The sequence below is a fragment of the Mucilaginibacter metallidurans genome (assembly GCF_003286435.2).
Classification (GTDB): domain Bacteria; phylum Bacteroidota; class Bacteroidia; order Sphingobacteriales; family Sphingobacteriaceae; genus Mucilaginibacter; species Mucilaginibacter gossypii.
On sequence record NZ_CP043449.1, the window covers coordinates 2,635,154 to 2,648,329 of the forward strand.

Genomic DNA, 13,176 nt, shown 5'->3' on the forward strand with positions numbered 1-13,176 from the left:
CTTTCGATTTGAACTCCCGTTTCCAAACTGTTGTTTAACCGTAGTTGCCCAACAGCATCAAGTTTTGTGTATCTCTTACCGACATGATCTTCGTCCGTTGCTCTCACGAGCGGTCGACTATTTTCAATGTCACCGGTTTCTGTTGTTTCCCTCCGTAGAGTTCTTCTTCTTAATTCCGGTACCTCCTTTAATTGCTTTCTTTTTTCAAAAGACTTTCGCCTTCTTCATTTTTTCTTGCAACTCAGGGACTTCCCTTGATCTTTAGTTCCCCCGAAGGTTCACCCGATTCAATTTCTGTTTTCCTGAAAGGCTGTCAAAGTACGTCGTTCTTGATGATTTCAATATCGGGACATTACCGTGATTTGGCAAATATTTTTGATTATTTCTATTAACAGGTTATCAACAATAAACCAATACTTATCAACATTGAATTTTCAACCTTCTCAAGTATAAATCAAGGTAATTAACTGAAATACAAGCTGCATTATTAACATTACCCTTTATTAACAAAATGCATGAAAAACCATTTGTATCGAAACAGAAAAAACGCGTAAAATCATAAAAACGTTAAATTTTCTCTGTTAAATGCCGCCAATATCGCCTGGGAATATGACGCACATGAAGCCTGGTATTTTTGCGTGAAGCGATGTTTATACTATTAAAATAATTCTTCCAAAGGTCTTGATAAACACCTTCGTCCTCGCTATAAGCCGCAATTACATTAACCGGTTTACTTAACTCATCAAAATTCATTTCGATGAATTGCGTGTCGTGAAGATCGTAGTACAGCCCATAATTTCTTTTAATATCATAGATCATCCATTTTTGATCGGTATAGCGGCTTTTGAAATGCTTAATCAACAATGGCAATACATTAAAATCAGGTTCAATGGCAGCATAAAAAGTACCATCATTTAGTTTTTGAAACCTAACAAAAGCTTCCATCCTGTGTTTTTCGCGCCGCACCATCTTTAAAATCTCGGACAGTCGCATCACATACCTATTCCCGTAATCTTCTTCAATATTTTGGTCGCTGTCAAAAACATGGCGGATAAAACCCAGCACATTGCAGTCTTCGCCGGCAATTTCGGCCATGTGACTAATGTAAAGGCGCTGCACCCCGGCAGCTGAAAGTTTTTTCCGCAATCCCTTTAATACCCGGCCGGCGCGCGCCTCGTCAGTAACAATAGGAATTACCTCTTCAAACAACGCACCGCTGCGCCACTCCCCTTTAAATAACTTTACAGGATACAGTTTACGTTCGTAAATCTCGAACACGGCTGTAAGCAGCCCCTCAAACGTTCCGTCATAAACCAGCGAGTTCATATTAAAACAGGTTAAGTTGGGTTTGGGTATTTTTAATGTACTTGCTTTGCGATTGGGCCATAATAAATTGCTTAATGTTTTGGCCTGTTAAATCTCGCCGTTCAAATTCATTGCTTTTGCAGGTAATAAAGTATCGCGCCCGGTTAATGGCTACTCCTATTTTTTTTAGCTGTTCCCAGCCCAGCCCGGAAAATTTACGTGCAGCCACAATTTTTTGTGCCGATAACAAACCGATACCCGGCACCCGGAGGATCAGCTGCAAATCGGCCTTATTGATATCAATAGGAAAAGCCTGCATATTGCGGATTGCCCAGCTGAGTTTGGGATCAATATCCAGATCAAGTAACGGGTTTTGATTATTGACGATCTCGTTTACATGGAAACCATAAAAACGCATGAGCCAGTCGGCCTGATAAAGACGATTTTCGCGCACCATTGGCACCGCAGTATTCAAAGCAGGCAGGCGTTGGTCGGCCAATACAGGTACATAACCCGAATAATACACCCGTTTTAAGTTAAAATTTCTATAGAAATAATTAGCCGATTGCAGCACCTGCTGATCGCTTTCGGGTGTGGCACCAACAATTACCTGGGTACTTTGCCCTGCAGGTGCAAACATGGGGGCGTTTTTGAAAAGTTTTTTCTCTTCTGTGTTCCGGATGATCTCCTGCTTCAAAAAATGCATCGGGTCGATCATGTCCTGCCGGTTTTTATCAGGTGCAAGCAGTTTTAATCCAGCTTCTGTAGGCATTTCTAAATTCACACTGAGCCTGTCGGCATACAACCCGGCCTCCTGCATTAGCTCCGCACTTGCACCCGGAATGGATTTTAAGTGGATGTATCCGTTAAAGTTATGCTCAGTTCGGAGTTTTTTAGCTACGTGCACTAATCGCTCCATGGTATAATCAGCATTTTTAAAAATACCAGAGCTTAAAAACAAGCCTTCAATGTAATTGCGGCGATAAAAGTTAATGGTAAGGTCAACTACTTCCTGCACCGTGAACGCGGCCCGTTTGATATCATTATTCTTCCGAGACACACAATAAGCGCAATCAAAAATACAATGATTGGTAAGCAGGATCTTCAATAACGAAACACAACGCCCATCTTCCGTATAACTATGGCAAATTCCGTTACTGGCATTTCCCAAACCTTTGTCCTTATTTTTCCTGTTACTTCCGCTCGATGCACATGAAACATCATATTTAGCCGCGTCGGCCAAAATATTAAGCTTTTCCGTTATCCTGTCTACATTCATACCAACCAAAAATACTAATATTTTTAGCAATTAACCAAATTGCGCGATAAATAAAAGGGAAGCCATTTTGTTTTTTTTCGCTGTATGCCTCAACAATTTTTTCCTTCCCGACATTGATACCGCTTTTTAGCACTATTATTCATATTTACTTCCAGCACCGCGTGAGCATCTATAGCGAAAAATGGAACCACCTGCCCACCGTTGCGGAATTCCATATTTTTTGAAAAAAGCTCCGCAGCTACATAGATTAAGCCAGATCAAGCGTTTTTGGAGTCAATCAACGCAACAAACTCTAATGTATTTGCAACAAGCGCGAAAGTAAAACTGATTTAAATGCCGTTTTTTGAATGCCTTTACTAATCATAAAATCCGCAATGCAAAAAATCTATTCGGTCCACATTTGCCTATATCCCACTTGGGACACCTATTGCCGTGGGTACAGTGAAAAGCCTTAAATCTGTCTTGTATACAAAACAAATAGAAAAATCCAAGTGGGCGCTTTTCGAATCAGTTAACCACTTGATAGAATCAATGCATTTTTCATCAAGCATTTAAGAAGATTTACGCGGTTCGAGAATTTGAAAAAGGCTACTTGGTGGAGATTGCTGCATGCTTGGCCACGTTGTTCCGCGTTCATCAGATAAACAGTTGTGTCGATGAATACCTAATTTTAAATATGTAATTCAGAAAGATAGTATGTAAAAGTGTTACAGAATACAATGCCCCCTTCTCCGGAACACATTGATCAATGGCTCCTGGATATCCACTAAGACACGACAATCGCCGATGGAGTTTAGGCTTCATTCAAGTAATCAACGGTTAGGTGATCAGACGTTGAGCAAATGTGTCGCCGCAGCCTTGTTGAGTTGCGCCGTGTCTTTCCGACCGGTCGCCTGTGCTACCACCATTGCTCCCAGGATGAGACTGAGTAACTGTGGTAGCAGCGTTTTGGCCTGAGCAGGTTCAACCAATTGACTTAAACGTTCCTGAATAAACGCCGATGCTTTTTCCAGGTGCCGGTCTACCTTTGCCCGAAGCGGCTTTTCCTCGTCTGTGCTAAAATCACTCAAGCCACGCGTAAAAACACAGCCATTGAAATCCGGGTCCGCGATCCAGTCATCCACCGCGTCAAAAGCAGCCAGCAACTGCGCTTTAGGCTCATTACTTGCTGCCCCCACCCGTTTTTCCAGAATATCAAACCGGAAAGCGTCCCAAAACTCCAGGTAAGCTGCGGTCAGATCAGATTTTGAAGGGAAATAACTGTAAAAAGTTCTTTTAGATACCTGGCTCTCCGCAATGATCCGGTCAATGCCGATCGTGTGTACATCATGTTCATTAAAAAGACGAATCGCGGTCTTTAGTATCCGTTCGCGTGGTTTCAGTTCTTGGATCTTCTCCGTCCGCAAATCCCTGAAGGAGCTAAGTGTATCTGCCATATTCAAAATTAAAAATTTTAAGTGCATGAATTATCAGCAGAATGTAAAAGTAAACAGATCTGTTTACTTTTAATTGCAAAAAGTATACAGATCTGTTTACTTTTGACCCAACAAAATTCTCAGACATGACAAATCTTAGCCAATTCGAATTCAGGAAGCAACCCTGGTTCGACCAAGAACATTTCGAAGGCTTCAATCAAGCCATTCCCATGAAAACCATAGTCATTCATTGCTTCGACCCCCGCGCTTCGGAAATACCGCAAGCGGTAGCCAACTACTTCGGAGACGAAGTGTACCCGGGCGAAAACATCCTTGACGCCGACGGTAACCGGGTGGGTAATACCCGCACGCTGTTCACGGTATCCAATGCCGGCGGCCGCGCCTTCTCTGCGCTGCAATCCGTCGCTACTATGGACTATCTCTTTCATTTTGAGAAGGTAGTTGTGGTTCACCACTCGTTCTGTGGCGCTACCGCCTTTGAGCCGGAACATCTCATTCATTCGTTTCATGAGCATCACCATGCCGACATCGCAACACTGATCGATCATGACAGCATGGCCATACTTGACTTCGAGCAATCCGTTAAACACGACTTGGAACTGCTGCGCAACAGTCCGCTGGTGCCCAAAAATATCAAATTGTATGGTTTCTTTTATGAGATCAACAGCGGTCAGCTCACCGAGATCGCCCGTGATATCCCGGGCGAAAATCAATAACCTGCAAGCAGGCGAGCCTTGTTCGGCGACCCGCCTGTTCATTTTAATCTTTAGTCCATGAATTCAATAATTTTAAAACCGGATACGCCACCGGTCCGCGCGGCGGAAGCTTATGCACGCAGCGTCTCCAGCCCGATGCTGTTCAACCACGTTATGCGCTGTTATCATTTTGCCGACCTGTTCGCCAAAAAGCACCAGGTAGCGGCAGACCAGGAACTTCTGTTTCTTTCCGCTGTTCTGCATGATCTCGGTTTTACATCATCCGTGCCCGGCCAAAACCGCTTCGAAATCGAAGGCGCCGAAGCCGCAAGGCAATTCCTGCTTGAACACGGCGTGAGCGACGAGCGCGCCTGGAAAGTATGGCACAACATCGCGCTGCACGTTGGCGACCTTAACCTGTTTAAAGATGATGCGACGCGCATGCTGCAATACGGCATCCTTTATGATATTACCGGGCTGCCGGCTGGGTTCGAACTGGATGCTCAGGCAGTAGACGATGTCGTACAGCATTATCCACGGCTGGGTTTCAAACAAGGCTTCCTCGAACTGTTCGAGAACGAGCTCGACCGTAAGCAGCCCTACCAGCACCGTTTCCATATGTGCGCCTGCATCGAGCATCACCGGACCGGCCAGCTCAACATCCCAGTTCCGCAGGCCTTTTTTAACAGCGCTCCATTTGCCGACTAATGAAACACTACCAACGATGGATCTGGGCGCTGGCCCTGGCAATCAACGGATTGATCACACTCTCGGCTTTTTTACCGAAAGCAGCACTACCTGGCGGCATAAAAGTTATGCTACTGCCACAGGTCAATGCCATTTTAAATGGCCTTACCTTTGTGGCCTTACTGGCCGCACTGATAGCCATTCGGAGTAAACGCCGCGACTGGCACCGGCGTTTCATCGGAATCGCCTTTGCCGCGACCAGCCTGTTCCTAATCAGCTACCTGGCCTATCATTTTACCACGCCATCTACCAAATACGGCGGCAAAGGCCCCCTGCTATATGTGTATTATTTTATCCTGACAACACATATCCTGCTGGCCATCATCATCGTACCGCTAGCAATGTACACCATAGCGCTGGCCCTCAAAGACGAGATCAACCGTCATCATAAAGTGGCCAGCTGGACAATGCCCATCTGGCTTTACGTCAGCCTTACGGGTGTTATCGTTTACCTGATGATGTCACCATATTACGCGCATTAATGACACCAGCCCTGTACTGCAGGGCTGGTTAGCCAATAGTTGATTTACTTACCAAACAATAATGCCTCCTTAAAGCCCCGACAATCCGTGTTAGTAATTCAGCATTCCGGGTTAGCAGCCCCCGCCAGGTCCGGGCTATCTTTGATCATTCAATATAAAACAAATGGAAAAGCAAATCAAAGTACTCATCACCGGCGCGACCGGCAAGAGTGGTGGCGCCGCCATCGATGAACTATTAAAAAGGGGCTATCCAGTGCGGGCGCTCGTCCATCAACCGGATGAACGTTCGGCGCGACTGGCTGCCAAAGGCGTTGAGGTGGTAGCCGGTGACCTGTTGAACCTCGACGACATCGCTGCAGCCATGCAGGGCATCGACACGGCATACTTGTGTTACCCCGTTTTGGTGCCCGGCGTATTGCAGGCTACCGCTTATTTTGCCATAGCCGCTAAGGAGAATGGACTGAATGGTATCGTCAATATGTCGCAGATATCCGCCAGGCGGGAAGCCAAAAGCAACGCAGCCCAGGATCATTGGGCAGGAGAGCAATTGCTCAACGCTACCGGCATTCCCACCGTTCATTTAAGGCCCACCTTTTTTGACGATTGGTTCTTGTATATCCGCGACCTGATCCGGGAAAACAACGAAATCGCATTGCCTTTCGGCGATGGACTCTGGGCACCGGTGGATTCTGCCGACCTGGGGCGCGTAGTCGCCAAAGTAGCCACCAATATAACCGCCTATGCCGGGCAGATCCTTCGGCTTTACGGCCCGCAGGAATACAGCCTGGCAGAAATGGCTGCGGTCATATCCGGCGAACTGGGAAGAACGATCCGGTACCAACCCGTGACCATAGCTCAATTTTTTGAACGTAACGCCAAAAGACCGGCCAGCAAATATTTTATCCAGCACGTGACCCACGTTGCGGAAGATTGTATAAACGGCGTTTTCGCCGGGACGAACGACCTAATTGAAACCATCACCGGCCAGCAGCCGGAGACACTGTCCCATTTTTTCAGAAAGAACAAAGCGGTGTTCAGCTAAACGGTAAATCTGTGTCAGTATTCGTGCGATCCGGGTTAGCAGCACTGGCCGGCACCGGGCTACCTTTGGTGTATAAGAACTCGGTAAATCATTTAAAATCAAAATCATGAAACAAAAAATTTGGCTAATCACAGGTGCCAGCAAAGGCTTGGGCCTGGAAATCGTCAAAACCGTTCTTGCAGCGGGCGACAAGGTCATTGCTACCGTTCGTAATGACGCCACTGGCCTAAAGGTTGCCTTGGGTAACCCGACAGACCTGTTTGTCGTGAGTCTGGATGTCACCAAAGAGGCCGAAGTAAAACAAGGTGTCAGCGAGGCCCTTAAGCAGTTCGGACAGATCGATGTACTCGTCAATAATGCCGGTTTCGGCATCGTTGGCGCGATCGAAGAAGCTTCGGATGAAGAAGTGAGGCGACAGTATGACACCAATGTGTTCGGTGTGCTGAACCTGGTCCGCGCCCTGTTGCCAAGTATGCGGGAAAGAAAGTCAGGGCACATCATCAACATTTCTTCCCTGTTCGGCTACGGCGCTTTAGCGGGCTGGGCCTTATACGGCTCGACCAAATACGCTGTTGAAGGCTTATCCGAAGGCCTGGCGCTAGAACTAGCTCCCTTTAACATCAAGGTTACCGCCCTGGCACCCGGCCTGTTCCGTACACAGTTCCTGAATGCCCAGAGTTATTCTCTGACCAAAGAGTCGATCTCCGACTACCAGACTACCACGGTAGGCCAAATGAAGGCTGTACCGGAAGCCCTGCACGGTAACCAACCCGGCGACCCCGCCAAACTGGCGCGAGTGGTGCTGGAACTGGCGAACACTGAAAATCCGCCGCTTCATTTACCGGTCGGAAAGGACTCCCTGCAAACTTACCGCAGCAACCGCGATAAAGTCAGCCAGGAAATCGAAGCCTGGGCCGGTAAATTCACACCTACTGAACTCACCGCCTGAATTGCACGCAATGAAACGTAACCTCATCAACAAGGAACTATGGCTTTCCGTTATCGCCATACTTCGTTATCTGCCCAAAGCTATTATTACGCCACAGGTAGACGGGCTGCTGTTTTACAGCCCGCAAAAGCAGATGGAGATCCGGCGGCGGGTGCAAGGCCTGAGCCCGAAATCTGAACGGGTGTGGGGGACGATGGCCGCTGCGAAGATGTTGCACCACCTCAACCTTTCGCCGGGCGGGGCATTGGGGTATTTCAGCCTTTGGGACGAGAGTTATGGGCTCAGCCGTACGCTATTCAAATGGTTACTGGTGGACTTCTTTCCTGAGCAGCCGCGGGGACTGCGTATGCCCCTGAATTTTGTGATACCCCATTACGAGCAATTTTATTTTGAGCAGGAGCAAAAGCTGTTGTTGGATATCCTGGACAAAGCCTGGATCACTCCAACCGAAGCCTGTGGGCCGCATCCCCTGTTCGGCAGGCTGACTCGCAGACAATGGGGTAAATTGGTGCTCATCCATATTGATTATCATTTAACACAATATAGTGCCTGATCTTTTTTAAATTAGTCTTCATGAAACACTTCCGCTCACTAAGCGAGATGCACAGCGAGAATGGCCTGCCAGAACCGGAGCACCCCATGCTCAGCCTGCTGAAGATTACGCCCGGCCTGGTCCTGAACTTCCGGGAATTCACCTGTGATTTTTACATGATCGGCCTGAAAAATATCAAAGCCGGGCACTGGCTTTACGGGCGCACGCGCTTCGATCACGAAAAAGGCTCGATGGTGTTTTGGAAACCCCGCCAGGTTATCGAGATAAATAACCTGGAGCTGGAAGAAGGTGGCTATATCCTGTTGTTCCATGAAGACTTTTTACTGGGCAGCGCCCTGCAGCGCGAGATCGGGCGGTATGCCTTTTTTGACTATGAAGCGGATGAAGCCTTACACCTGGCGCCCAAAGAAGAAAAAATCATCATGCGTCTCTTCGAATCGATCGATACAGAATACGATAATAACCAGGACGAGTTTAGCCGGAACATTATACTGGTCAATATCGATTCCTTATTGAAGTACGCTGAGCGTTTTTATAAACGGCAGTTTATCAACCGCCGGGAATTAAGCGGCAAAACGGTTTCGGCTTTCCAAAGGCTGCTCGACGATTTCATCCGCCAGGACAAATTGATGAAAGAGGGCCTGCCCTCAGTATCCGCACTCGCAGCCGAGCTAAACATGTCGCCACGTTACCTCAGTAATGCGCTGAAATTGGAGACCGGGAAAACCGCGCAGGAACTGATCCATATTGCGCTCATCTCGATCGCTAAAAACCGGTTGCGGGAATCTGGCGACCATGTTTCAGAAATTGCCTATTCTCTCGGGTTTGAGAACATGTCTTACTTTTCCCGGCTGTTCAGGAAAGAGGTGGGCCAAACTCCGAAAGATTTTAAAAAGACGCTGTTGAATTAAAGCCAATTGCCCGAACTGCTTCAACGCACTTTTTTCAACAGGATCTACAAGTTGGACGGCCGATTCGCCTCCGTATCAAACCTTATTCATCTACACGGCGCGCGCGCCAGAACATCAGGTCGCCCAGAACATAGATCTTTTTTTAACCGAATATCACTAGGCCGTATGAGATGGAAATATGAGCATGGTTGTAATTACGCACGAACTGTAGCAACTATTGTTATGGCCGACTACATCACCGCCTTAGTTAGATATCTCTACACCTGCTATGATTGCGGGCACCAAAAAATCAATTTTAAGAGAATTTAGACCAGCACCGATAGTATCAAGTATGCATTTAATAAAACCGGAGGAGAAATACTATTAATGCGAAGCTGTCGGCACCAAAAATCATCGCCTTACTTATTAGTGACAACGACAAAGGGCTGCCTCCCGATTTTAATTTAACCGGGACCTCTTCATTAGGGATGGAGATAATTAAGGCGCTTAGTAAGCGATTGGGAGGTAGTTTGAAACAACAAACAACTTTGGCGTAACAGTACTGGTAATATTTAAAGTTGAGAGGCAAATAAGAGAGCTTTTTGATGATAACCGGATAAGAACATATGCCAAATTCAGAACTTCTCCGTTCCGAAAAACGAATTTACATTGGTTTGCTATATGTTCTTGTTGCGTTTTTCTTTTAACTCATTGACCAATCCTTCGGTAAGCGATTTGCTGAACGTGTCGTACCCGTTAATCAGATTGGCTTTAACACCATACTTGGTTGAAAATATAAAATATACGATCGCCTCATCAGATGGATCAGACATCATGGTATTCATTGTTTTTTATAAATATAGGTTATTGTTAATGCTTAGTCCCAGTTACCTGACAACGTAACATCCATGTCTTTATTTTTGACATCCATCTCTAACGGAAAGATGATTTTATAACTATCCATATTCATTTTTTGCGAACTAATCAAACCTGTAGAGTCGGCCCACAACTGCACTATACATGTTTGTTTATATAGCGCTTGTTTGAGGCTCGAAGTTATACCCAGCGTAACAGGCAATGGCAGATTTGACGGATACGAATCAGATTTACCGATAACTCGCTGATTATCTGCGGCGTCAACTACCTTGACGTAAATATGCTGTAATTCGGAGTTTTTGTTTGTGTAGGCATTTATGGTAACCGTTTTTAATTTAAAGTTTTGGTTATCTTTTTGGCATGCAGTTATACTGACGATGATAATAGCCAACAGGGTTATATATTTCATTTGTTGTTTAATATTAAGTAATTAGATTATGCAGGTACAAGCCGGCGCGAACGCAGGTAAACCGCTGTACGATTTAGATAAGGGAATAAAGCAATAAGCAGCAAGGTTGCGACCAACATCATTGACATCATCTCGTAATAATCCATAGCGAACCTGATTTGGATTTGCTGATTAACGGCGCCTACCAATTGCTTGTTTGCGCCTTTACCGGCTTGCTTTAACGAAAGCCCCTTTGACAACAGTTCGGTCCCACGTGTGGCCAGCGTGTGTAATGCAAACCGGTCAACTTTTGTTAGATGGTCCTGAAATGCATTGTAATGCCGGCTTTTTTCGTAGAGCTCGCAAAAATTGATGATTGCAGCACTAACACAGAAGCCAACATACCCCATAGTAGAACATATCGAAGTTGCTGACGGGCCAATTGCAACAGGCACTGCAGAGATGGCATACACAATGGTGGGTACCATGATCATCCCCACGCCTATCCCCTGCATAAAAAGCGGAGCGTAAAAGTTGTTTTCATTTGCCTCTGTAGCAAACAAAAAGAACATAATGACGTGAAAAGCCAGCAATAATATAAAGCCCGGAAACCAGATAAACCTGATATTTTTTTTCTGCAGGATCATAGCACCGGAAATTATAATACCAACTATGAGGCCACCCAGATTGCAACTGTTTATATAGCCTACGTGAATAGGATCAAGCTTAAGCACACCTGTAAAAAATGAATTGGTGATATTAACCGCAAACCGACATATATAAAGTACGAAGATGAGAAAGGCCGCGAACTTAAAATTGCGAAAGCGAAATATACCCAGATGCAGATATGGTCTTTTTAAACCTCTTTGGCGTACAATGTAAATCAGCGTGCTAACTATCATAGCGGCAACGCTATAGTAAATGCGGGCATCATCCAACCAATAATATTCCTGCCCATAAATACTAATATACCCCAACAAAGTGAGCATGATGCTCCAAAACACAAAACTTTGCCAGTCGAGTTTGTATAAATGAAAGCGGGCGTTTAACCTGACGTTATTCATACACAGCATGATAAGGCACAGGCATGGCAGGTAAGAGAACAATGCGCCCTTGTAAACCAGGTTAAAATTATAAGAGTCTATCAAATCGGCGGTAACCAAATTGGTAAAGGGCAGAATACATATCAGCATTCCGAAAAAAACCGAGAAGCTTATTTCGCGGGCCCTTTCGCTGTGCAGGCGGGTAAACATGAGGGATAAAGACAGATTTACTGTACTGGAGAACAACATCCCCTGGAAAAAACGGATAGGGAATAATATATAAAGATCATTGGTTAAATAACATACCAGTGTTGTCAGCAATTCCAACATGGTAAAAATGATAAAATATTCTTTTGCTGCCAGGAAGTTAAAGAATCGCCGCTCAAGGCTGTAAAAGGCTATATATCCGGCATAAAACAAGGCTACCGCAAATTGTATATCTGCCGGTTCGCTGCCATAATAGCCTGCTGCCGCATTAATGTTTGCAAATGGCAGAAAAAAAAGCACCAGCGTGGGCAGGATAAGCGAAAACAGGATGATCTTAATAGCCCACCCCGGAACCCCGTTTTTAAAAATTGGAATACCCCTATCCATGGCGCTGCTGTTTTTTAGGGACGTAAACATTAACATTCATCCCCACCCTAAGCATAGCCAGCTGCTTTTTTTCAGCATCGACCCTGATGCGTACCGGCACACGCTGAACAATTTTCACATAGTTACCGGTAGAGTTATCCGGAGGCAGCAACGAGAAGCTGGAACCGGTCGCGGGCGACAATGAAATGATAGTGCCCTTAAACTCCTGGTCCGGAAATGCGTCGGCAACAAATTTTACGGTATCACCTATATGCATGCCGGCAATCTGGGTTTCTTTGTAATTGGCTATCACCCATTTGTCAGTTTCGTTATCAACTATATAGGCCAGCACTTCGCCAGCATTAATCATTTGACCAACCTCTACCGTACGACGTCCCATTCTTCCATCATATGAAGCCCTGATAACGGTATATTCAACATCAAGCATGTTGCGGTCAAGCAAAGCTTTTAAACGTGCAATTTCTGCCCTTAATACCGTCTTTTCTGCTATAATATCGTCTATTTTTGATTCTGCGGCTCCGTAGTTTTCCTCTGCCGACTGGAAATCGCTATTGTTTACATCCAGGGTAGCCTGAACATTTTCAAGCTGTTGTTTAGTAGCTGACTCCTCTTTATAAAGGCGCAAATAACGTTCAAAGTCAAGCCGCTGTTTCCAAACTTTTGCAGCGCTTGCTTTAATTTGAGCTTTAGCAGAACCGGCAGTTTTTTGCGTGGTGTGTATGTTACTTTTTAATACCTCTAACTGTGCCTCGGCTTTTTGTATAGCTGCCCGGGTCTGCGCAACTTGTAAAGTGTATTCCCGGTTATCTATAATTAATAAGGTATCTCCCTTTTTTACCGGCTGGTTCTCTTCAAACTTTACAGCCACTATAAAACCTCCCGCGCGCGATATAACAG

15 protein-coding genes are annotated in these 13,176 nt (G+C 45.6%); 7 read left to right on the forward strand and 8 right to left on the reverse strand.

Going from position 1 to position 13,176, the window contains the following annotated elements; genetic code table 11:
• Positions 1–567: 567 nt before the first annotated feature.
• The 4 genes from DIU38_RS11385 to DIU38_RS33510 all read right to left on the reverse strand — a co-directional run bounded on the left by DIU38_RS11385 (position 568) and on the right by DIU38_RS33510 (position 4,448).
• Entirely contained in the window at positions 568–1,326 is a 759-nt protein-coding gene (locus tag DIU38_RS11385) for a TIGR03915 family putative DNA repair protein (RefSeq protein WP_112656941.1), read from the reverse strand.
• Between the two features lies 1 nt (position 1,327).
• Positions 1,328–2,584 carry a putative DNA modification/repair radical SAM protein gene (locus DIU38_RS11390; RefSeq protein ID WP_112656943.1) on the reverse strand — a complete coding sequence of 419 codons (1,257 nt, stop codon included), beginning with the start codon at positions 2,582–2,584 and terminating at the stop codon, positions 1,328–1,330.
• Between the two features lie 827 nt (positions 2,585–3,411).
• The gene (locus DIU38_RS11395; RefSeq protein WP_112656993.1) at positions 3,412–4,020 is read right to left on the reverse strand and encodes a TetR/AcrR family transcriptional regulator; all 609 of its coding nucleotides are present in this window, start codon (positions 4,018–4,020) and stop codon (positions 3,412–3,414) included.
• A gap of 119 nt (positions 4,021–4,139) precedes the next feature.
• Positions 4,140–4,448 carry a hypothetical protein gene (locus DIU38_RS33510; RefSeq protein WP_208057846.1) on the reverse strand — a complete coding sequence of 103 codons (309 nt, stop codon included), beginning with the start codon at positions 4,446–4,448 and terminating at the stop codon, positions 4,140–4,142.
• On the opposite strand from DIU38_RS33510, the gene DIU38_RS33515 reads away from it, so the two are divergent.
• The 7 genes from DIU38_RS33515 (at position 4,431) to DIU38_RS11430 (ending at position 9,399) form a co-directional block, all read left to right on the forward strand.
• On the forward strand, positions 4,431–4,736 hold the full coding sequence (locus tag DIU38_RS33515) for a carbonic anhydrase (RefSeq protein WP_208057844.1): 306 nt from the start codon (positions 4,431–4,433) through the stop codon (positions 4,734–4,736). The two genes, DIU38_RS33510 and DIU38_RS33515, sit on opposite strands and share 18 nt — an antisense overlap.
• 57 nt (positions 4,737–4,793) lie before the next feature.
• Positions 4,794–5,423 (forward strand): HD domain-containing protein, encoded by a 630-nt coding sequence (locus DIU38_RS11405; protein WP_112656947.1) that lies wholly within the window; start codon positions 4,794–4,796, stop codon positions 5,421–5,423.
• Entirely contained in the window at positions 5,423–5,944 is a 522-nt protein-coding gene (locus tag DIU38_RS11410) for a DUF420 domain-containing protein (RefSeq protein ID WP_112656949.1), read from the forward strand. The genes DIU38_RS11405 and DIU38_RS11410 overlap by 1 nt, the downstream gene beginning before the upstream one ends.
• 163 nt (positions 5,945–6,107) lie before the next feature.
• Entirely contained in the window at positions 6,108–6,986 is an 879-nt protein-coding gene (locus DIU38_RS11415; RefSeq protein ID WP_112656951.1) for an NmrA family NAD(P)-binding protein, read from the forward strand.
• Positions 6,987–7,092: 106 nt separating this feature from the next.
• Complete coding sequence (locus DIU38_RS11420) at positions 7,093–7,935, forward strand: oxidoreductase (protein WP_112656953.1); 843 nt, start codon at positions 7,093–7,095, stop codon at positions 7,933–7,935.
• Positions 7,936–7,945: 10 nt separating this feature from the next.
• Positions 7,946–8,488: a DUF1569 domain-containing protein gene (locus tag DIU38_RS11425; RefSeq protein WP_112656955.1), complete on the forward strand. Its 543-nt coding sequence runs from the start codon at positions 7,946–7,948 to the stop codon at positions 8,486–8,488.
• A gap of 20 nt (positions 8,489–8,508) precedes the next feature.
• Entirely contained in the window at positions 8,509–9,399 is an 891-nt protein-coding gene (locus DIU38_RS11430) for a helix-turn-helix domain-containing protein (protein WP_112656957.1), read from the forward strand.
• A 656-nt stretch (positions 9,400–10,055) separates the two neighbouring features.
• Here DIU38_RS11430 and DIU38_RS32995 read toward each other — a convergent pair.
• Genes DIU38_RS32995 through DIU38_RS11445 form a run of 4 tightly spaced genes read right to left on the reverse strand, consistent with a single transcriptional unit; the run spans position 10,056 to position 13,147 of the window.
• Positions 10,056–10,223, reverse strand: coding sequence for a hypothetical protein (locus DIU38_RS32995; protein ID WP_167516148.1), 168 nt, complete (start codon positions 10,221–10,223; stop codon positions 10,056–10,058).
• A gap of 32 nt (positions 10,224–10,255) precedes the next feature.
• The gene (locus tag DIU38_RS11435; protein WP_112656959.1) at positions 10,256–10,663 is read right to left on the reverse strand and encodes a hypothetical protein; all 408 of its coding nucleotides are present in this window, start codon (positions 10,661–10,663) and stop codon (positions 10,256–10,258) included.
• A gap of 26 nt (positions 10,664–10,689) precedes the next feature.
• Complete coding sequence (locus DIU38_RS11440; protein WP_112656961.1) at positions 10,690–12,279, reverse strand: MFS transporter; 1,590 nt, start codon at positions 12,277–12,279, stop codon at positions 10,690–10,692.
• Positions 12,272–13,147: an HlyD family secretion protein gene (locus tag DIU38_RS11445; protein ID WP_456152471.1), complete on the reverse strand. Its 876-nt coding sequence runs from the start codon at positions 13,145–13,147 to the stop codon at positions 12,272–12,274. The genes DIU38_RS11440 and DIU38_RS11445 overlap by 8 nt, the downstream gene beginning before the upstream one ends.
• Positions 13,148–13,176: the final 29 nt, after the last annotated feature.